22 protein-coding genes are annotated in these 19783 nt (G+C 70.4%); 14 read left to right on the top strand and 8 right to left on the bottom strand.

Annotated elements, in window-relative coordinates:
• Nucleotides 1-75: 75 nt before the first annotated feature.
• Entirely contained in the window at nucleotides 76-1365 is a 1290-nt protein-coding gene (cbiE, locus tag ACTWP9_RS20530; protein WP_443247681.1) for a precorrin-6y C5,15-methyltransferase (decarboxylating) subunit CbiE, read from the top strand.
• On the top strand, nucleotides 1362-2111 hold the full coding sequence (gene cobM / locus ACTWP9_RS20535; protein ID WP_443247682.1) for a precorrin-4 C(11)-methyltransferase: 750 nt from the start codon (nucleotides 1362-1364) through the stop codon (nucleotides 2109-2111). The genes cbiE and cobM overlap by 4 nt, the downstream gene beginning before the upstream one ends.
• Before the next feature lie 176 nt (nucleotides 2112-2287).
• On the opposite strand, the gene ACTWP9_RS20540 is transcribed toward cobM, so the two are convergent.
• Nucleotides 2288-3406: a cobalt-precorrin-5B (C(1))-methyltransferase gene (locus ACTWP9_RS20540; protein WP_443247683.1), complete on the bottom strand. Its 1119-nt coding sequence runs from the start codon at nucleotides 3404-3406 to the stop codon at nucleotides 2288-2290.
• 17 nt (nucleotides 3407-3423) lie between these two features.
• Between ACTWP9_RS20540 and ACTWP9_RS20545 the strand changes: the two genes are divergently transcribed.
• A complete protein-coding gene (locus tag ACTWP9_RS20545; RefSeq protein ID WP_443247684.1) occupies nucleotides 3424-4170 on the top strand; it encodes a cobalt-precorrin-6A reductase in 747 nt (248 codons plus the stop codon).
• A gap of 3 nt (nucleotides 4171-4173) precedes the next feature.
• On the opposite strand, the gene ACTWP9_RS20550 is transcribed toward ACTWP9_RS20545, so the two are convergent.
• The 3 genes from ACTWP9_RS20550 to ACTWP9_RS20560 form a co-directional block, all read right to left on the bottom strand.
• Nucleotides 4174-4863, bottom strand: a complete 690-nt coding sequence (locus ACTWP9_RS20550) for an aspartate/glutamate racemase family protein (RefSeq protein WP_443247685.1) — start codon at nucleotides 4861-4863, stop codon at nucleotides 4174-4176.
• A 104-nt stretch (nucleotides 4864-4967) separates the two neighbouring features.
• Nucleotides 4968-6092 (bottom strand): serine hydrolase domain-containing protein, encoded by a 1125-nt coding sequence (locus tag ACTWP9_RS20555; RefSeq protein ID WP_443247686.1) that lies wholly within the window; start codon nucleotides 6090-6092, stop codon nucleotides 4968-4970.
• Between the two features lie 120 nt (nucleotides 6093-6212).
• Complete coding sequence (locus ACTWP9_RS20560) at nucleotides 6213-6542, bottom strand: sulfatase (RefSeq protein WP_443247687.1); 330 nt, start codon at nucleotides 6540-6542, stop codon at nucleotides 6213-6215.
• A 332-nt stretch (nucleotides 6543-6874) separates the two neighbouring features.
• Here ACTWP9_RS20560 and ACTWP9_RS20565 point away from each other — a divergent pair, with 332 nt between their 5' ends.
• From ACTWP9_RS20565 to ACTWP9_RS20610, 10 genes are all read left to right on the top strand, one after another.
• Nucleotides 6875-7756, top strand: coding sequence for a helix-turn-helix domain-containing protein (locus ACTWP9_RS20565; protein WP_443247688.1), 882 nt, complete (start codon nucleotides 6875-6877; stop codon nucleotides 7754-7756).
• Between the two features lie 5 nt (nucleotides 7757-7761).
• Complete coding sequence (locus tag ACTWP9_RS20570; protein WP_443247689.1) at nucleotides 7762-7977, top strand: DUF397 domain-containing protein; 216 nt, start codon at nucleotides 7762-7764, stop codon at nucleotides 7975-7977.
• Nucleotides 7970-8161, top strand: coding sequence for a DUF397 domain-containing protein (locus ACTWP9_RS20575; RefSeq protein ID WP_443247690.1), 192 nt, complete (start codon nucleotides 7970-7972; stop codon nucleotides 8159-8161). The genes ACTWP9_RS20570 and ACTWP9_RS20575 overlap by 8 nt, the downstream gene beginning before the upstream one ends.
• 235 nt (nucleotides 8162-8396) lie before the next feature.
• Nucleotides 8397-8609: a hypothetical protein gene (locus ACTWP9_RS20580; RefSeq protein WP_433101223.1), complete on the top strand. Its 213-nt coding sequence runs from the start codon at nucleotides 8397-8399 to the stop codon at nucleotides 8607-8609.
• Complete coding sequence (locus ACTWP9_RS20585; RefSeq protein ID WP_443247691.1) at nucleotides 8593-9111, top strand: DUF6879 family protein; 519 nt, start codon at nucleotides 8593-8595, stop codon at nucleotides 9109-9111. The genes ACTWP9_RS20580 and ACTWP9_RS20585 overlap by 17 nt, the downstream gene beginning before the upstream one ends.
• Nucleotides 9108-9947 carry a helix-turn-helix domain-containing protein gene (locus tag ACTWP9_RS20590; protein ID WP_443247692.1) on the top strand — a complete coding sequence of 280 codons (840 nt, stop codon included), beginning with the start codon at nucleotides 9108-9110 and terminating at the stop codon, nucleotides 9945-9947. Before ACTWP9_RS20585 ends, ACTWP9_RS20590 begins: the two co-directional genes overlap by 4 nt.
• 220 nt (nucleotides 9948-10167) lie before the next feature.
• Nucleotides 10168-11313, top strand: coding sequence for a hypothetical protein (locus ACTWP9_RS20595; protein WP_443247693.1), 1146 nt, complete (start codon nucleotides 10168-10170; stop codon nucleotides 11311-11313).
• Nucleotides 11314-11400: 87 nt separating this feature from the next.
• Nucleotides 11401-11655, top strand: coding sequence for a hypothetical protein (locus ACTWP9_RS20600; protein ID WP_443247694.1), 255 nt, complete (start codon nucleotides 11401-11403; stop codon nucleotides 11653-11655).
• 124 nt (nucleotides 11656-11779) lie between these two features.
• A complete protein-coding gene (locus ACTWP9_RS20605) occupies nucleotides 11780-13654 on the top strand; it encodes a serine/threonine-protein kinase (RefSeq protein WP_443247695.1) in 1875 nt (624 codons plus the stop codon).
• 57 nt (nucleotides 13655-13711) lie between these two features.
• A complete protein-coding gene (locus ACTWP9_RS20610; RefSeq protein WP_443247696.1) occupies nucleotides 13712-13990 on the top strand; it encodes a ribosomal protein L7/L12 in 279 nt (92 codons plus the stop codon).
• Here ACTWP9_RS20610 and ACTWP9_RS20615 read toward each other — a convergent pair.
• On the bottom strand, nucleotides 13987-14880 hold the full coding sequence (locus tag ACTWP9_RS20615) for a hypothetical protein (RefSeq protein ID WP_443247697.1): 894 nt from the start codon (nucleotides 14878-14880) through the stop codon (nucleotides 13987-13989). The genes ACTWP9_RS20610 and ACTWP9_RS20615 overlap by 4 nt on opposite strands.
• 260 nt (nucleotides 14881-15140) lie before the next feature.
• Here ACTWP9_RS20615 and ACTWP9_RS20620 point away from each other — a divergent pair, with 260 nt between their 5' ends.
• Nucleotides 15141-15983, top strand: a complete 843-nt coding sequence (locus ACTWP9_RS20620; protein WP_443247698.1) for a helix-turn-helix transcriptional regulator — start codon at nucleotides 15141-15143, stop codon at nucleotides 15981-15983.
• A gap of 12 nt (nucleotides 15984-15995) precedes the next feature.
• Here ACTWP9_RS20620 and ACTWP9_RS20625 read toward each other — a convergent pair whose 3' ends face one another.
• Genes ACTWP9_RS20625 through cobG form a run of 3 tightly spaced genes read right to left on the bottom strand, consistent with a single transcriptional unit; the run spans nucleotide 15996 to nucleotide 19722 of the window.
• Entirely contained in the window at nucleotides 15996-17555 is a 1560-nt protein-coding gene (locus ACTWP9_RS20625) for a precorrin-2 C(20)-methyltransferase (protein WP_443247704.1), read from the bottom strand.
• Nucleotides 17556-17590: 35 nt separating this feature from the next.
• Nucleotides 17591-18226, bottom strand: a complete 636-nt coding sequence (locus ACTWP9_RS20630; protein ID WP_443247705.1) for a precorrin-8X methylmutase — start codon at nucleotides 18224-18226, stop codon at nucleotides 17591-17593.
• An 11-nt stretch (nucleotides 18227-18237) separates the two neighbouring features.
• A complete protein-coding gene (cobG, locus tag ACTWP9_RS20635) occupies nucleotides 18238-19722 on the bottom strand; it encodes a precorrin-3B synthase (RefSeq protein ID WP_443247706.1) in 1485 nt (494 codons plus the stop codon).
• Between the last annotated feature and the right edge of the window lie 61 nt (nucleotides 19723-19783).

A 19783-nucleotide genomic window follows, 5' to 3' on the forward strand; every position in this document is an offset into this window, starting at 1 on the left:
TCGGGGAGCGGGGTCCCGAACAGTACAGTTCGAGCCGCCCCTGTCCCCGTCTGTCTGCCCTGAGGTGTGTCCGTGATGTCCCCGTCGTCGGCCGTTCCGCAATCGTCACCGGTCGAGCCGGTGACGATTGTCGGGGTAGGGGCCGACGGCTGGCCGGGGCTGACCGGGCCCGCGCGGGAGGCGCTGCGCGCTGCCGAGGTGATCATCGGGGGCCGCCGCCAGCTCGCTCTGCTGCCGCCGCCGCAGGAGTGCGCGGGGGAGCGGGTGGTGTGGCCGTCGCCGCTGCGGCCTGCCGTGCCCGGGCTGCTCGCGGCGCACGCCGGGCGCCGGATCGCGGTGCTGGCGAGCGGTGACCCGTACTTCTACGGGATCGGCCGCACCCTCACCGAAGTGCTCCCGCAGCTGCCGCTCCGCGTTCTTCCACACCCCTCGTCCGTCAGCCTGGCGGGTGCGCGGCTGGGGTGGGCGCTGGAGGAGTGCGAGGTCGTCAGCGTCGTCGGCCGGCCGCTCGCCCGGATCGCCGCCGTACTGCACGAGGGGCGGCGGCTGCTGGTCCTCGCCGCGGGTGCCCGCACCCCCGGCGAGGTCGCGGCGCTGCTGCGGGAGCGCGGTTTCGGGCCGAGCCGGATCCGGGTGTTGGAGCAGCTCGGTGGCGCGCAGCAGCGCACCTACGAGGGGACGGCCGAGGACTGGCCGCACCCGCCGGGTGATCCCCTCAACATCGTCGCCGTCGAATGCGCGGCTGCCCCGGACGGGCTGCGGCTGGGCGCGGTCCCCGGGCTGCCGGATGCCGCGTACGAGCACGACGGCCAGCTCACCAAGCGTCATGTACGGGCCGCGACGCTGGCCGCGTTGGCCCCCGCACCCGGCGAACTGCTGTGGGACGTGGGCGGCGGCGCGGGTTCCATCGCCGTGGAGTGGCTGCGCACGCACCCCGCATGCGGAGCACTCACGGTGGAGCGCAACCCCGGGCGGGCCGCGCGCATCTCGCGCAACGCGGAGCGCCTCGGTGTGCCCTCGCTCCGTGTCGTCACCGGTACGGCGCCGGGCGCGCTGGCCGGACTGCCCACGCCCGACGCCGTGTTCGTCGGCGGCGGGCTGACCGCGCCCGGCCTGCTGGACGCCTGCTGGGCGGCGCTGCCGGTGGGCGGCCGACTGGTCGCCAACACCGTCACCCTGGAGTCGGAGGCGCTGTTGGTGGAGTGGTACCGGCGGTACGGCGGCGAGTTGGTGCGGCTCTCGGTGGCGCACGGAGTGCCGGTGGGCGGCTTCACGGGCTGGCGGCAGGCGATGCCGGTGACGCAATGGGCGGTGTGCAAGGGCACCGGCTCGGCAGTGGGAGCCACAGTGGGAGGGGACACATGACGGTGTACTTCATCGGCGCCGGGCCCGGCGCCGCCGACCTGATCACGGTGCGCGGCGCCCGTACGCTCGCCGCCTGCCAGGTGTGCCTGTACGCGGGCAGCCTGGTGCCCCGCGAACTGCTCGCCGAGTGCCCGCCCGACGCGCGGCTGGTCGATACGGCGCAGCTCGATCTGGACACCATCACCCAGGAGCTTGTCCGCGCCCACGGCGAGGGACTGGATGTGGCCCGGCTGCACTCGGGCGACCCGTCCGTCTTCAGCGCCGTCGCCGAACAGATGCGGCGCCTGGATGCCGCCGGGGTGCCGTACGAGGTCGTACCGGGCGTGCCCGCGTTTGCGGCGGCTGCCGCAGCGCTGAAGCGGGAGCTGACGGTGCCGACTGTCGGCCAGACCGTCGTGCTGACCCGGATCGCCCGGCAGGCGACCCCCATGCCGGAGGGCGAGGACCTCGCCACGCTGGGGCGCAGCGGCGCGCTGCTCGTGCTGCATCTCGCGGTGCGGTACGTCGATGAGCTCGTCGCCGAGCTGCTCCCCCACTACGGTGCCGACTGCCCCGCCGCGGTGGTGGCTTTCGCCAGCCGCCCGGACGAGATCGTGCTGCGGGGTGCTTTGCAGGACATTGCGGAGCAGGTGAGGGCCGCGGGCATCAGCAAGACGGCGGTCATCCTGGTGGGCCGCACGCTTGCGGCGGAGCACTTCCGGGACAGCCACCTTTACTCGGCGGAGCGCGACCGGCACGTGTGCTGAGGGGGTGCCCCTGTCCCACCGTCGCAGACTGCGGGTGCGTTGTGGCTTGTCGCGCAGTTCCCCGCGCCCCTTGCAGGGCGCGTGTCCCTGCGAAGCTTGGGCAGTCTGCTCCCCCAAGCTCTTCGAGCAGGGGGTACCCCCAGGGCGCAGGGTGGGCAAGCGCAGCCCTCTGGGACCTAGCGGAGAATGCTGCGGCCCACAATGGTCCCCGCGCGGTCGATGCAGAGGACGTCAACTGCGACGGGCGCCCCGCGCAACACTGCGAGGGCTTCATCGCGGGCGGCGGCGGCAACCAGATCGCCGAGTGGCACATCGGCGGCGGCACACAATTGCAGGGCCGCGAGGCCGGTGTTGGCCTCGGCGATGTGCGCGGCGAGCGCTTCGTCGGCCCCTCCCTGGCGTGCGAGGGAGGCGAGGAAGCCCTTGTCGACCTGGGAGCGCTTCGAATGGAGATCCATATGCCCGGCGGCCAGTTTGGACAGCTTGGCGAAGCCGCCGCAGATGGTGAGCCGGTCGACGGGGTGGCGGCGTACGTACTTGAGGACGGCGCCCGCGAAGTCCCCCATGTCCAGCAGCGCGTCCTCCGGCAGCCCGTACTCGGCGACGACCGTGCGTTCCGAGGTCGAGCCCGTACATCCGGCCACATGCGTACGCCCCGCCGCGCGGGCCACATCCACTCCGCGCCGGATCGAGTCGATCCATGCGGAGCACGAGTAGGGGACGACGATGCCGGTCGTCCCCAGGATCGACAGCCCGCCGACGATGCCCAGCCGCGGGTTCCAGGTGGAACGTGCGATCTCCTCGCCGTTGTCGACGGCGAGCGTGATCTCCACATCGCCGCTGCCGTCGTACTCCTGCGCCACGCGCGCGACGTGGTCGCGCATCATCCGGCGCGGCACCGGGTTGACGGCGGGCTCGCCCACATCGAGGGGCAGCCCGGCACGGGTCACGGTGCCCACGCCCGGCCCGGCGCGGAAGACGACGCCCGCGCCCGGCGCGAGAGGGCGCACGGTGGCACGTATCACGGCGCCGTGGGTGACGTCGGGGTCGTCGCCCGCGTCCTTGATCACGGCGGCCATGGCGCAGCCCGGCGCCAACTCTTCGCGGGCCAGCGCGAACGAAGGCGTCTGGCCCTTGGGCAGCGCGATCGTCACCGGGTCGGGGAAGTCGCCGGTCAGCAGCGCGGTGTACGCGGCGGTCGTCGCCGCGGTCGCACAGGCACCGGTCGTCCAGCCCGGCCGCAGCCCGGTGTGTTTGAGTTGAGCGCCGCGCCCGCCCTTGGGCTCCTCACCCATGAAAGGAACCGCAGCCCGTGCACGTACTGATCCTCGGCGGGACGACGGAGGGCCGCCGCGTCGCGGAGCTGCTGGACGGTGCCACCGGCGTACGCGTCACCAGCTCGCTGGCCGGACGGGTCGCCGCCCCGCGGATGCCGGTCGGCGACGTACGCATCGGCGGCTTCGGAGGCGTCCAGGGGCTGACGGAATGGCTGCGTACACACCGTGTGGACGTACTCATCGACGCCACCCATCCCTTCGCCGAGACGATCAGTTTCCATGCCGCCGAGGCCGCGGCCGGTGCCCATGTTCCCCTGCTCGCTCTCCGCCGCCCCGGCTGGGTACCGAGTGAGGGCGACAACTGGCATATGACGGACTCTTTGGACGAGGCCGCTCTGCTGCTGCCCCGGCTGGGGCGGCGCGTCTTCCTGACGACGGGGCGTATGGGACTGGCCGCGTTCGCGGGGCCGGGCAGCGACGGTCTGTGGTTCCTCGCCCGCTCCGTCGACCCGCCGGAAGCGGGCACGCCTGTCCCGGCCCGCATGGAGCTGCTGCTGGACCGGGGCCCGTTCTCCCTGGAGGGAGAGCGCGCGCTGCTGCGCGGCCATCGCATCGACGTCGTCGTGACGAAGGACAGCGGCGGTACGGCCACCGCGCCCAAGCTCGCGGCGGCGCGGGAGGCCGGGCTGCCGGTGGTGGTCGTCCGCCGCCCGCCGGTCCCGGAGGGGGTACGGGTGGTGACGACCCCCGCGGAGGCGGCGGAGGTGCTGCGCGAACGGTGACCGTCAGCTGGTCGCCGCCTCGAACGCGGCCTCCGCGTGCAGCCGTGCGGTGGGAAAGACGGGCACGGGGCTGTCGTCCGCGCCGATCAGCAACTCGATCTCCGTACAGCCCAGCACGATCCCTTCGGCCCCGTCCGCGACGAGCTTGTCGATCACCCGCCGGTACGCGGCCCGTGAGTCGTCCCGCACGGTTCCCAGGCACAGTTCGTCGTAGATCACCCGGTGCACCAGTTCCCGGTCGGCCGCGTCGGGGACCAGCACCGACACGCCACCGGCGGCCAGCCGGCCCCGGTAGAAGTCCTGCTCCATCGTGAACGCGGTGCCCAGCAGTCCGACGCGCCGCAGCCCCGCCGCCCGCACCGCCGACGCGGTCGCGTCCGCAAGGTGCAGCAGCGGCACCGAAGTGGCCTCCTCGATGTGCGCGGCGACCTTGTGCATGGTGTTGGTGCACAGCACCAGCAGCTCCGCGCCGGCCGCCGCCAATGCGCGGGCCGCGTCGGCGAGGATGCCGCCCGCTTCCTCCCACCGGCCTTCCGCCTGCAACACCTCGATCTCGGCGAAGTCGACCGAGTACAGCACCAGCCGCGCCGAGTGCAGCCCGCCCACCCGCTCCTTGGTGATCTCGTTCAGCATCCGGTAGTACTCGGCCGAGGACTCCCAACTCATCCCGCCGATCAGCCCGATCGTTCGCACCGTTCGCACCGCCCTTCGTCCCCATGCTGTCTGTATCGGCAGCTCACCACATAAGGAGGGCTTTGGCGTTTTGCGGGGGAGAGCGCAGAGTCGGCCGGCCGACGTCAGTCACAGAACGCGTTGTCCAGCACCTTGTCGAGCGGGGCTCCGATACCCGGGTCCGCGGGCCAGTCGGCGAGGTTCGCGGACAGCACCATCCGCCGGGAACGGTCGGGCGTGGTGAAGGCCAGCGTCGCGTAGCCGGGGATGCCGCCGGTGTGCCCGACGACCGTACGTCCGCAGCTCAGCTTCCGGTGCTTGAGCCCGAGCCCGTAGCGTGCGCCGGGTTCGCCGGTGGCGACGGTGCGGTTCATCTCCCGCCATTCGGCGGGGCGCAGCAGCTTGCCCGAGGTGAGCGCGGTCAGGAACGTGTCCAGGTCGCCCGTGGTGGAGGTGATCTCCCCCGCCGCGCCGGCCATCGAGGGGTTCAGTTCGGTGATGTCTTCGCGGTCGGCAAGCTTGATGTAGCCGTGTGCGTGCGGCCCGGGGAGTACCGCGTTGTCTCCGGGTACGGAGGTGTGCCGCAGACCCAGCGGCACGGTGATCCGCCGCCGGACCTCCTCGGCGTACGACCGGCCCGTGATCCGCTTGATGACGAGTCCGGCGACGGCGTAGTTGGTGTTGGAGTACCCGTAGTCGGTGCCGGGCGGGAAGTCGGCGGGCTTGGCCGCCGCCGCGCGCACCAGCGCCGCCGGATCGTGGTGCCGGAAGCGGGTCCGGACGAACTCCTCGCCCTGCGGCAGGTCGCGGGCCAGATCGTGCAGGCCGCTGGTGTGCTGGAGGACCATCCGCACGGTGATGCGGTCCGCGTCCGGTACGAGGCCGGGTGGCAGGTACCGCGACAAGGGATCGTCCAACGCCACGCGGCCCTCCCCGACCAGTTGCAGCAGGACGACCGCAGTGAACATCTTGGTCGTACTGCCCGCGCGGAAGAGCCCGTTCCGGGGAACGGGTGCGGTTCCCTCAGCCTTCGCCGAGCCGGCCCGTGCGGTCCAACTGTCGTGGTTGTCCGTCACCCGCGCCTGGACGCCGATGGCGCCGTTGCGGGTGATGTCGGCGAGGCCCTCGCGAATCTGGGTGCGTTTGTCCGGCTGCTGTTGCTCGGCAGTTGCGGGCAGCGTGCCCGTGACGACCGTGACGGTGGTCAGGACGGCGAGGGCGCACAGGAGCGCAGGCCGGTGTCGGCGCATGTCTTCCCCGTTCTTCGTGGCTGGTGGCGGGCGCGTGCTGGCTGCCGCACATTCCACAGCTGCCGACGGACGGGAACCATGGAGGTGCCACCCCTCCCGGGGTTCGGATTGCCCGAACCCTCATTGGTCCGCTTCCGGTAGCCGGGCACCCCGGCTGTCGGCGACGCGGATGACGTTGCTGAGGGCGAGCGCGGCCTTCCGGGTGGCCCGCGCGGTCTCGTCGTCGGCGCCCGTCTGCCTGGCCAGCAAGGGCAGGATGCGCTTCAACGCGCGGTGACCTTCCTCCAGTTGGGCCTCTTCGAGTTCGTCGGCGTAGCAGGAGAGGAGGGAGTCGGGCGTGCCGCTGAGGTAGCACGGTTTGCCGGACCCGGTGGTCCACGGCAGCAGCCGAAGCTCACCGGCCGCGGGGATGGCCGTCTGCTCCCTGTCGTAGATCCAGATTCCCTCCACCCCTGTATGGCAGACGCAGTCGCATGCCTCGTACGTCACCGGGACGCCCGGAGGCGCCTGCCTCGGTGTCGCATGACGGCACTCCGCGTGCCTGCCGAGACCGCATGCCGCAGAGCGGTAACTCGTCACGGGACATTCCTTCCTTGCGCGCTCTGTGAGAAAGCGCCTACAGAGTGGCACCAACACGGCTAGCGTTGGAACGGAGTTGGGGAGTTTGCGCGGACAACTTTCCGCGCCATTTCCTGCTGCTCGGCGGTGGTTTTCATGCTTCACCGCAATGTTCTGCAAATTCGCAGAACATTTCTCGCGCTGGCGGAGGAAGGAAGCGCGCGATGATCACAGACATCGAGTCGGCAACGCCCGCCCTGTGCCGCTTGCAGCTCGGCAGCGAGCTGCGGCAACTGCGGCAGGCCGCGGGCCTGAACGGACGCCAGGTCGTCCGAAAGCTCCTGTGGAGCTCGTCCAAGCTCACCCGCCTGGAGACGGGCGACAACGCCTCTGCCGAGCCGTCCGACGTGATAGCGCTCTGCGAGATTTACGGGGCGTCGAAGGAGAAGCGGGCCGTCTTGCAGGGGTACGCCGCGGTGACGAAGACCCGGCGGGACTGGTGGCAGTCGGCGGCGTATCGGCCGGTGATTCCGCCCGGTTTCAAGGCGTACTTGGGACTGGAAGCTACGGCTAATGTCGTGCAGAACTACGCCTCTGAGTTCGTGCCGGGCCTGCTACAGACTGAGGCTTACGTTCGCGTCATCTACGACCATGCTCATCACGGCCTGACCGAGGGGGAACTGGATAGCCTCGTGGACGTGCGTATGACCCGTCAGGAGGCGTTGCTTCGCGAGAAGTCACCGCTCAGGCTCACCGCGATCATCAATGAGGCAGTGCTGCACCGTGCCGTGGGCGGGTCCACAGTGATGCGCGACCAACTGAGCCACATCGCCGACATGGCCTCCCGGCCGAACGTTCGTGTTCAGGTGCTGCCGTTCAGTCTCGGACTTCATCCTGGCATGAACGGGCCATTCGTCGTCCTTCAGTTCTCCGACCGCACCGCACTGCGGCCTATCGTCTACCTGGAGAACCTGTCAGATGCCTGGGTGTGTCGGCGGGAAGGCGACGTCGAGCGGTACGAGGAGGCGTTCACTGATCTCCAAGCGATGGCCCCAGGGCCGCACGAATCCCTGAAACTGATCAAGGAAGCAGTCAAGGAGCATTGATACTCATGACCAGCATGGCCGAGGTCCTAGGTGACGCCGCCTGGTTCAAGTCGAGCTACAGCAACAACCAGGGAGGAGAGTGCGTCGAGGGCGCTCGCTTGAGTGGCGCCGTGATGGCCGTTCGGGACTCGAAGCAGTCGGAGGGGCCCGCGTTCGTCTTCCGGGCCGATGCTTGGACTGCCTTCCTGACCTCGGTAAAGAGCGGAACCCTCGATGACTGATGCCGCCTGGTTCAAGTCGAGTTACAGCGACAACCAGGGCGGTGAGTGCGTCGAGGGCGCCCGCCTGAGCGCTGGCGTCATGGCCGTACGGGACTCCAAGCAGCCCGACGGTCCCGCGTTCGCGTTCCGGTCCGACGCCTGGTCCGCGTTCCTGACCTCCGTGAAGAGCGGAGCCCTCGAATAGGAGCAGTGCTCGGGGGCGAGAGCACTGCTCTCGCCCCCGTCGCTCTCCGAGGGCCGCCGGAAGTGGCCGGAACTGAAGGGCGTCCGCACAGTTCGGTACTACGCGCTCATTCCCGCACGGTGTTGGTACTTATGCCAGGACAGGAATAGTCCCGAGACGGCATGGACGACCCGCTTCGGGCACCCTAGCGTCGTTGGTAGGGGCCGGGAGACACCCGGGGCGGAGGGGGAAAGCCATGGCCGTGAGTGAGGGACTGACACGACTTACCGGCAATGTCTACGGGCCGGAGTGCGATGACGATGACTGTCCGAACATCTACGCGACCGGGCGCGGTTCGTATGTCGTTCAGGGCGACGTATACGACGGGTTCCAGGTGCCGGGAGGGGAAGGTCTCGTCGAGATTCCCGAACACGTCCTGAGGGAGGCTGTCCGTGTTCTTGGATGGTGACGAATGGCGGGAGTTCTTCGACGCCTTCGAGCGGGAAGCATTTCGGTTCGAGACGCAGCCGAAGTACTCCATGCCAAAAGAGGCCGCAAGCTTGGCACGGTTTCTGAGCGGGCAGCCCAAGCCCGTCGACCACAACCGCCGTTGGCATGAGCGGGTGCGCGGGTACTTGGATCAAGGAAAGTGGATCGGCCGCGTACGCGTAGTCAGTCAGCCGCTGACCGACTACCAGCGTTACCAACTGTCCTGGGGAATCCCGGGGAACGTGGCCGCCGGCGAGCACATTCGGATCCTTGATGTGACGCAAGGAGACTTTGGCCTTCCCCTTGGTCAGGACTGGTGGATGTTCGACGAATCAAGGGTGGTTCATCTGAACTACCGACCGGACGGTACGCAGATCAACCGGGAAGTCGTGGAGGGTGACATCGAGCCCTACCGCCGGTGGAAGCGTGCCGCCTTCGAGGCTGCGATCCCGTTTGCCGAGTACGCGAAAGTGCACGGGTGACGCTCGACCCTGAGCAGCTGGCGCAGTCCAAGAACGACCTGGCGGAGACGCTGAAGGAGTTGCGTAAGCGAGCAGGTCTCTCCGGAGATCGACTCGCCAGGCGTTGCGCCATGAGCCAAAGTAAGATTTCGAAGATCGAGACCGGCAGGACAACGCCGAGCGTCGTTGATGTCGAGCGTATCCTCACTGCCCTTCAGGTGCCCCGGGATCTGCTGGTCGAGATAACCGCGCTGGCGCGCATCGCGAACACCGAGTGGGAGGACAAGCGGTCGTCGTGGCGCCGTGGCCTCGACAAGCGTCAGACGGAACTGGCGTCGCTCGAAGCAGCCGCCGCTGAACTGCGCTATTTCTTGCCGTCCATGATCACTGGCCTCCTGGCCACGCCTGAGTATGTGCGTGCCAGTCTCGCTCATTCGCCGGTGGACACATCGAGGACGGTGGCCAAGAAACTGGAACGGCAGGCCATTCTCTACGACGTCTCGAAGTCCTTCACGTTCCTGCTCACGGAGCAGGCGATCAAATGGGCAATCGTCCCCCCGTCGGCGATGGTCGTTCAGGTGGACCGACTGGCCTCGCTGTCCCGGCTCCCCAATATTCGCTTGGGGGTGCTTCGGAACGGGACGCCACTCGTACGTGGTCCGCTGAACACGTTCACGGTCTACGACAGTCGTCTGGCCACAGTGGAAACATTCACAGGGCGCCTCGTTTTTCGAGACTCCAAGGATGTTGCCCAGCACCTTGAAATCTTCGAGATGTATATGAGTCGAGCTTTGTTCGGGGATGATGCTCGGGCATTCCTCGATGAGTGCGCTCGATCCTTCCTTCATGATTTTTAGTATGAGACGGGAATGATGACGGCTGTGCAGCCGGTCTCGTTCTACATTGATTGATGAACACGGGTAGATCGAGCATCAGTTGAAGGAGGGGCCCGTATGGGAAGGCACAGCGACGGCAAGGGTGGCGAGGACGGCGACAGGCAGCAGTCTCCCCGGGAGTCGGACGGGCAATGGAACAATCCCATCCCGCCTGAGGACGACGAGAGCGAGAAGTAGTCCCATGGAAGACTCGGAGTATGGACAACTCGTCGCTCATCTCGGTGAGTCCGGCGCTCTGGGGGCAGGCTGGCGGGGTGCGTTTCTGCGAACCCCGCGCAGTTCCTTTCTCCCCGAGTGCATCTGGGCCGAGGAAGGCCCCGGCGGGTACCGGAAGGTCACGAGGGGCGGCAATGCCGAGGAGTGGCACGCGAAAGCGAACGCGGACGATGTAGTGGTCACTCAGCTCGACGACGGGGCCGAGGGCGGCCCCGGAACAGCGACAAGTTCGGTGAGTATGCCGACATTGGTCGCTCGTATGCTCGGGCATCTCGATGTGCGTGGCTCTGGCCAGTCCGTATTGGAGATCGGCTCGGGCTGGACCACGGGGCTCCTGTGCGCCCGCGTGGGGGCTCCCCGTACCGTGTCCGTAGAGATCGACCCGCAAGTGGCGGAACGCGCCCGGGGCGCGTTGGCCGCACTCGGGCATTCCCCTGTGCTCGTCGTCGGTGACGGCACACGAGGGTTCCTGGAGCGTGCGCCGTACGACCGGGTGAGTTCCACGGCGGCGGTTCGTCGCGTGCCTTATGCGTGGGTGGAGCAGTGCAAGCCGGGTGGGGTCGTGGTGACGCCGTGGGGCACGTCGTTCTGCAACGCGGGTCTTTTGAAGCTGCGGGTTGGCGAGGGAGGGGACGCCGGGCCCGAAGCTGTCGGCAGGTTCGTGGACAGCGTGAGTTTCATGTGGATCCGCAACGAGCGGCCACCGGCGGACGCGGGTGCCGGCCGTGACCAGGCCGAGGCGCGTTACGGCCCTTCCGCCATCAGTCCTGAATCAGTGCTGGAATCCGTCCATTGCGCGTTCTCCATCGGCCTGCATCTGCCCACCGTCCGGTATCGCGTTGTATGGAACGACAGCGATCCGCAGGCCACACGGCGCCTTGTGCTGTGGGACGTTGATGGCTCGCGTGCAGTCGCGTTCTTCCACGAGTGGAAAGCGGACGACGCGGTGAAGCAGACCGGTCCCCGGGACCTGTGGACGGAAGCCACCGCCGCCCGCGCGTGGTGGCAGCGTCACGGAATGCCGGAACTGACCCGGTTCGGTGTGACGGTCACCCGCAGCGCGCAGCAGGTTTGGCTGGACCAGCCGGATCAGGTGATCGCGACGGTGTAGAGCCCGCGTTCGGGGCGGCAACTGGCGCCGCGATCGAGCTGAGAGGGAGAGGTGGCCGTCGAAGGCCTGGGCACTAGGCTGGTCCGCATGACCAACGGGGACCTGCGCTATGGACACTGTGGCGCGTGCGGCGGCGTCGAGGTGTTCCGGGGCGAATACGTGGCGCAAGGCGGGATCCGGCCGACGGGCGCGGGAGCGTTCGGGACGAAGCAGGCGGTGTTCGACGCTTTCGTCTGCGCGGCCTGCGGGAATCTCCAATTGCATGTGCGGCTGGACCCGAAGATGTCGTCGCACATCCGGCACAAGCTCACCTGGATACCGCCGCAGCAGGGCATGGGCTAGGGCGGAACCCGTCCCTCCAGGCAGGCAGCTTTGAAGGTCTTCACCAATTCCCCGATTTCAACTCCCGCTGTTACCAAGAGTGTTCGGATAGCATCTCTTGGCTCAGCAGCCGGAAGGGGTGGCGGTGCGACCGTTGGAGACCTCCGACCCGCGCAGGGTCGGGCCGTACAGGATGCTTGCCGAACTCGGCAGCGGCGGCATGGGGAGAGTACTGCTGGGCGATACGCCTGGCGGACGGCTGGTCGCGCTCAAGCGCGTACGCGCGCAGTTGGTGGAGGACGACGGTTTCCGTGCACGGTTCCGCCGCGAGGTGGTGGCCTCCCGCAAAGTGTCCGGCGCCTACACGGCGGCCGTGATCGACGACGGCGCGGACGAACCGGTGCCATGGCTGGCCTCGGAGTTCGTGTCAGGGCCTTCACTGCACGCGGCGGTGGAGGCCGTCGGCGGGCTGCCGGAGGAGGCGGTGCTGCGGCTGGCCGCCGACCTGGCCTCGGCGCTGATCGACATCCATCAGGCCGGATTGGTGCACCGCGATCTGAAGCCCTCCAATGTGCTGCTCGCCGAGGGGCACGCCAAGGTGATCGACTTCGGCATCGCGCGGGCCGCCGACAACGACGACGGCACCTGGGTCACGCATACCGGCTGGGTGGTCGGTGCACCCGGCTATATGTCGCCGGAGCAGGTGGAGCCCGACGGCCACCCCCTGACCCCGGCCAGCGATGTGTTCTCGCTGGGCGCGGCGCTGGTCATGGCGTGCACGGGCGAGGGTCCGTTCAACGGGACCTCGGCACCGCAGATGATGTACAACGTCGTGCACACCGAGCCGGACCTCAGCGGGATACCGGATGAGCTGCGCGGACTCATCCAGCCGTGCCTGGCCAAGAAGCCGGAGGAACGGCCGAGTCCGGAGCAACTCCATGCGCAGGTGGAGGAGTTGCTGCTCGCGAAGGCCGAGCGGCCCGAGCAGCCCTGGCCGCGCGAGATACACCAGATGATCGCGGCCCAGCGCGACGACGTGCACCGGTTCCGCATGGCGGCGGACGAACGGCACGTCCCACCCGACTCCGAGCAGCCGACCGTCGTCGTACCGCCCCGTCCGGAGGGTGGCGCGGCGTGGGCCCGCCGGACGTTCGTCTGGGTACGGGACTTCACCCGCGAGGCCGCCCGGACGGTACGTGGCGTATCGCCGGGCGGCTCGGCGAGGGGCGCGGCGCGCGGACGTACGACCGCCCGCGAGCCGGACGGACCCGAGTCCACCGCCCAGGCCGCCGGTTGGACTCCGCCCCGCCAGGCCCCGCGCCTTCGGGCACGCCTGACGGCCGCCCTCTCCGGGCCGAAGGTCCGCCGCGCGCTCATACGGTCGCGGGACATCGCCTTCGTCGTCATCGGCGTACTCGCGGGCCTGATCGCCGCGACCAAGGCCAACAGCGGCGATCTCCTCCCCATGTCCCAGCAGTCCTTCCACAGCAGTCTCCTGGAGATGGAGGCCCCCGCGATCCCCACCGGGCTGATCCACCCCAGCTATCTGGGCGCGGTGACCGGCGCCTGGCTCGGCGGGCTGATCGGCGTCGTCGCGTGGATCGTCGCCGGGCTGCGGTCCGCGCTCACCAGCTTTCTCGTCCTCGTGGCGCTGTGCGTGACCGGTTTCGTCCTCGGGTGGATCGGCGACGGCGGGGGCCTGGACATCGCCGTGATCTCGCTGGGTGAGTTCGACGAGGAAGGTGCCTGGGTCGGCGCGCTGCTGGGGCTCGCGCCGCTGGCCGTCGCCAGTGCCGTGTCCAAGAGGGGCAACGTGGCGCGCTCCGGCGAACAGGGCTGCGGCGTCGTCGCGGCCCTCGTGGTCACCACGGCGTTCACCGTATGCCTGGGCGCCGTCTGCGGTTACTACGGCTGGATGGGCCTGGTCATCGGCGACACCAAGATCGGACTGTTCACAGCCATCGGCGCGGCCGTCGGCGGCAGCGTCGCCTTCCGTATCGTCGCCGCTGTCCGCGCATGAAAGTCCGGGAGCGGCCCCGGACGCACGGCCCGGGGCGGGGCTGATTGGATCGCGCCCATGGAAACACTCGGTTTGGCCTGCGTGGCCCTGCTCCTGTTCGGGGCGGTCCTCAGCATCGAGACCCGGATCTCGCGTTCGGACCGGCAACTGGCGCGGGTCGAGCGCAAGCTTGACCTGATGCTGGAGCACATGGGGTTGCAGGAGCACGACCCGCGGCTGCGCGAGGTGATCGAACTCCTCCGCAACGGCAAAAAGCTCCACGCGATCAAGAGATACCGGGAGTTGACGGGCGAGGGCCTGAAGGAGGCCAAGGAAGCCGTCGAACGCCTGGGTTAGCGGACGGGTGTGGCCTCCGGCAGGGCGACCTGGCCCGTCACGAAGGAGCTCCACAGCCCGACCCGGAGCTTCGTGCCGGGCTCGGCCGTGGTCTCGGCGAAGCTGACGGTACGGGGGCCCGTACGGCGTGCGGCGCCCCACTCCAGCTGGAACCGCCGGGTGCCCACCCGGTCCGCCGGTGGCACGTCGGAGGGCGGCAGGATCTCGTCGAGGCCCCACAGATAGCCCCGCTGCCGGTAAGGACCGGTGACGCGTTCCCAGGTCAGCTCCAGGATCGTGTCCGTGGCCGGGATGACGACGAGGGCACCCCGCATCCCGTTCGCGTACCGGGTGTTGAAGGCGTACACCTCCGAAGTGCCCTGCGGGTAGGCGTGCGCCGTACCCCGGCCGATGCGGGAGCCTTCGGGGCAGCCGCCGGTGCCCTGCCGCTCGACCACCGTGCGTGCACAGGTGGGAAAGGCGGCGGGGTGGAAGCGCAGCGATGCATCGAAGAGGAAGACGAAGCGGCGCGCGGCAGCCGGCGGGCCTTCCGGATCGGCCCGGCTGGTGCGGTCGAAGGCCACGCGTACACCGCCCCGCGTGCCGCCGTCAGGGCGCACCGTCGCGGTGAGCCCGTCGATGTTGCGGGGCCCGGGGACATCGGGCTCGTACGGGCGCTGCGGCCCACCGGGTGTGGGGTCGGGCGGTGCTTCGCCGGGCAGGTGGGGTATTGCGGAGGTCGCGGGTGCCGCGGGTGCACCTGGTGCTGTGGATGTCACCGGCGCCGTGGGTGCCGTGGGTGCCGTGGGTGCCGCGGGTGCCGCGGCGACGAGCACCGCCGCGACCGCCGCCGCCGCGGTTGCCGCGGTCGCCGCGCTCCGTCCTCTGTGCTCTCGCAGGGATCCACGCATCGTCGCCACCTCTCGCCCGTCTCTCGGTCCGTTTCATCGGCGCTGGTCGGCTCTGGCCGGCCCCGGTCGGCTGCCGTCGGCTCCGTCTGCCGACGGCAGCCCGCGTCACGTCGTCCGGAGCCTCATGACGTCGAGCCCCGTGCCCCGCGTCATGTCCGGAACTCCAGGGTGGTCCGGGTGCGCGGGTTCTCCGGCTGCTCTGCCGTACGGGGGGTCCGGCGTACCCACCGTCCGCCGGGCCCAGGGGGGACAATGAACGCATGGGCATACACGCGGAGTTGGGTGACTTTCTGCGGTCCCGTCGGGCGAGAATCCAGCCGCAGGACGTCGGGTTCGCCTCAGGGTCCGGCCACCGAAGGGTGCCGGGGCTGCGCCGGGAGGAGCTGGCGCACCTGGCGGGAGTGAGTGTCGACTACTACGTACGGCTGGAGCAGGGCCGCAATCAGAGCGTCTCGGACGCGGTGCTGGGCGCCGTGGCCGGCGCACTGCGGCTGGACGAGGACGAGCGTGAACACCTCTTCCGGCTGGCCCGCCCGCACCGACCGGGCCCCGCGCGGGGCGCCGCGGGTACGGGGGAGCCGGAGGCCCACTCCGTACGGCCCGAGGTGCAGCAGCTGCTGGACTGGATCACGGCACCGGCCCTGGTGATGGGGCGGCGTATGGACGTACTGGCCTGGAACCGCCCGGTGTGCGCCCTCATCACGGACTTCGATGCGCTACCGCCGGCCGAGCGGAACATGTGCCGACTCCACCTGCTCGACGCGGAGATCGGCAGCCGCTACCCCAACCGCGAGATGATCGCCCGGGAGGCCGTGGGCCATCTCAGGATCGCCGCGGGCCGCCACCCGGAGGACCCCGAGCTGTGGCGGCTGGTCGCCGAACTCGTCGAACACAGCCCGGAGTTCCGGCGGCACTGGGAGCTGCATACGGTGCGCACGAAGTCGCACGGCATCAAACACCTCAACCACCCCGACGCCGGCCCGCTGGCCCTCACGTACGAGATGACCCACTTCCCACAGGACCCGGAACTCGCCCTGCTCGTCTACACCGCCGGGCCCGGCACACCCGAGGAGGACGCACTACGCCTGATGGCCAAGGTGTGAACGCCGTACGACTCAGACGTCGGGATACCGGCGCGGTGTCCATACGCACTCCGTACCGTCCGGCCCGCGGGAGGTCCGGGTCTGCGAGGAGCCGACGATCAGCAACGTACGCATGTCCACCTGGGCCGGATCCAGCTCGGCCAGCGGGACGATCCGTACCCGCTCCCCGTCCCCGCCCACGTCGCGGGCCACCACGACCGGGGTGTCCGGGGCGCGGTGCTCCAGCAGGACCTCGCGGGCCTTGCCGACCTGCCAGTTGCGGCTGCGCGAGCCGGGGTTGTAGAGGGCCAGCACCAGGTCGGCCGCCGCCGCGGCGCGGAGGCGTTCGGCGATGACCTCCCACGGCTTGAGCCGGTCGGAGAGGGAGAGCGTGGCGTAGTCGTGGCCCAGCGGTGCGCCCGCGCGGGCCGCTGCCGCGTTGGCGGAGGTCACGCCGGGCAGTACCCGTACGGGCACGTCCGCGTACGCCTTCTGGTCGGCGGCCTCCAGCACGGCCGTCGCCATCGCGAAAACGCCCGGATCGCCGCCCGAGACGACGGCCACCCGCCGCCCGCGCCGCGCCAGCTCCAGGGCGAACTCGGCGCGTTCGGCCTCGACGCGGTTGTCGGAGCCGTGCCGGCGCTGGCCGTCCCGCGCCGGTACCCGGTCGAGGTAGGTGGTGTAGCCGACCAGATCGTCGGCGGCGGCCAGCGCGCCCCGCGTCTCGGGGGTGAGCCACAGCGGCCCGGCGGGCCCGGTGCCGACGACGACGACTTCGCCGGAGGCCGTGCCGTCGCCGGGGGAGCCGCCCTCCTTCTCAGGGGCTGCCCCCGGCTTGCCCACCTTGCTCGGCAGTACGGCAACCGAGAAGTACGGCACCGAGTCCGGGTCGATGTCCGCGACCCGTCCGGTGCGTTCGCCGCGCATGGTGGCGCGCTCGACGTAGCGGGCCTCGGCCAGCCGCCCGGAACGCTCCAGCGCGCGGCGCACCTTGGGAAACGTACGGCCCAGCTTCATCACGGCCACCGCGTCGCTGGAGGCGAGGCGTGCGGTCAGTTCCTCCTCCGGCAGCGTGCCGGGCAGTACGGTCAGCGCCTCCTCGGCCTCGGACAGCGGAGCGCCCAGGCGCGCGGCGGCGGCACTCACCGACGTCACACCGGGGATGACCTCGGTCGGGTACCGGTGCGCCAGCCGCTTGTGCATATGCATGTAGGAGCCGTAGAAGAGCGGATCGCCCTCGGCGAGGACGGCCACAGTGCGCCCGGCGTCCAGATGCGCGGCCAGCCGGGCAGCCGCCTCGGCGTAGAACTCCTCCAACGCGCCCCGGTAGCCGCCGTGGTGGTCGGTGGACTCCGTCGTGACGGGGTAGACCAGCGCCTCCTCGATGTGGTCCGGGCGCAGCTGCCCGGCCGCGATGGAGCGGGCGATCGAACGGCCGTGCCGGGCGCTGTGATATGCGACGACGTCCGCCTCGGCGATCGCCTCGACGGCGCGCACGGTCATCAGCGAGGGGTCACCGGGACCCAGCCCCACGCCGAGCAGCCGCCCGGTGCCGACGCCCGCTTCCGGCTGCTCCGCTGCGCCCCCGGCCACGCCGTTCCTCACTCCGTCGGTGCTGCTCACCCGGCTCACTCCTCCTCACTCGCGATGGCGTTGAGCGCGGACACGGCCAGGGCGCTGCCGCCGCGGCGACCGTGCACGACCAGGTGCTCCAGCCCTGACGGGTGCTCGGCCAGCGCCTGCTTGGACTCGACAGCGCCGACGAACCCGACCGGCACCCCGATGACGGCGGCCGGCCGCGGCGCCCCCGCCCCACCTTCGTCGAGCATCTCCAGCAGCCGGAACAGCGCGGTGGGCGCATTGCCGATCGCGACGACGGACCCTTCGAGGCGGTCACGCCACAGTTCGAGGGCTGCGGCGGTACGGGTCGTACCCAGCTCGGCGGCGAGTCGGGGGACGGCGGGGTCGGCCAGCGTGCAGAGCACCTCGTTGTCGGCGGGAAGCCGCCGGCGGGTGACACCGCTGGCGATCATGGCGACGTCGCAGAGGATGGGCGCCCCCGCGCGCAGGGCGGCGCGGGCCTGCGCGACGACCTGCGGGGTGTAGGCGAGGTCCCGTACGAGATCGACCATGCCGCATGCGTGGATCATCCGCACCGCAACCTGGCTGACATCGGCGGGCAGTCCCGCCAGATCCGCCTCCGCGCGGATGGTGGCAAAGGACTGCCGGTAGATGGCAGCGCCGTCCTTCTCGTACTCGAACACTGTGCTCTCGCTCATCGTGAGGGGGCCGTCGTCGTGGGGCGCGGCTTGTCGGTGGACCGTGGGTTGCGGGCTGCCGCCACGGTGGCGGCGAGCTCGGTGTGCGGGGTGTGCGGGGTGTGCGGGTCGCGCCGGGAGAGGGGTACGGGAAGCAGGCCGCCGGTGCCCCGGACGACGGACACCTGGTAGCCGTTCATGCCCGCGACGACCTCCACCCGCTCGCCGCGCGGATGCCCGCACCGGCGCTCGCAGCCGGACCAGTACACGGGCAGCGCCTGTGCCCCGCCTTCGCTGCCGGTGCCGGTGCCGGTGCCGTGGCCGCTGCCGTTGCCGCCGGTGCTGTTGCCGCTGGCTGCCAAGGCTGCGGCGGCGTCGGCCCGTACGTCCGTCAGCGATTTGGCGCAGCCCGGCCGCCCGGCGCAGGCACCCACCCCGCGCCACGGTGAGGCGGGGTCCGCCACCAGTCCGGCGTCGCCCAGCGCGGCCAGCGCTCCGGGCGCCCGCCGGGGGGTGAGACCGGGTACGACGATCCCGCGCCACGGGGTCAGCCGCAGCTCGCCGGTTCCGTCCCGCTCGGCGGTACGGACAAGCAGCGTCCACTGGTGGCTGGTCAACCGGCCGAGGGGAGCGAGTACGGAGAGCGCGACCGGCCCGGTGGGGGCTGTGACGAGACCGGGCGCAGGCCCCCGGTCATCCACCTCCGGAAGCTGCGGAACCGGGACGATTCGCCCGGCGTCGCCCAGCCGTTGGGCGACCCGGTGAGCCAACTCACCACCGGTCATCGGCAGCTCGCCCACCCGCCAGGCGCGTACGCCGCACTCCCGTGCAGCTTCGAGGAAGACCTCGGCGGCGGTCACGGCGGCAGCGGGGGCGTGTGCGCTGTCGACGCGGAGCGCTCCCGCGTCGCGATCAGCCCCTACGCGCAGCAGTGCGCCGCCCTCCCGGACGGCGACCAACGTCACATCCGCGCCGAGCGCCGCCATGTCCCCGCGGCCGTCGTCCACCGCGAACAGAAAGCGGCCCGACAGCCCGCGCGCTTCTTCGCTCGCGCACAGCAGCCGGTCCAACTCGGCGAGTTGGTCCCTGATGTCCCGGTGCCCGTACCCGTCCAGACCCGACAGCGGCGAGGCGACGATGTTGCGGACCCGCTCGTGCGCGGCGGAGGGCAGCAGCCCCGCGCCGTCCAGCAGTCGTGCCAGCCCGACGCCGGAACCTTCGCCGAGCCCTCGGAGTTGGAGGTTCCCCCGCGAGGTCAGATGCAGGTCCCCGTCCCCGAGCCGGGTCGCGGCCTCGCCGAGCGCCGTGGCCTGCCCGGCCCCGAGCACCCCGCCGGGCAGCCGCACCCGGGCCAGCCCTCCGTCGTCGGCCTGGTGCAACCGCAGCGCGCCCGGACATGCGTCGTTCCGCTCCCGCGGAGCCGCGCAACTAGTTGCACCAGCAATGGGGGCGGCGTACGCGGAGTGCGCACTTCCGGAGGGCATGACCATGTCGGCGAGCATACCGACCGGCCGGGGAGGGCCCTCGCCGTTGTCTGCTCCCTCGCGCCGTGACGGCCCACCC

This window comes from Streptomyces sp. 3N207 (genome assembly GCF_052246355.1).
Lineage (GTDB): Bacteria > Actinomycetota > Actinomycetes > Streptomycetales > Streptomycetaceae > Streptomyces.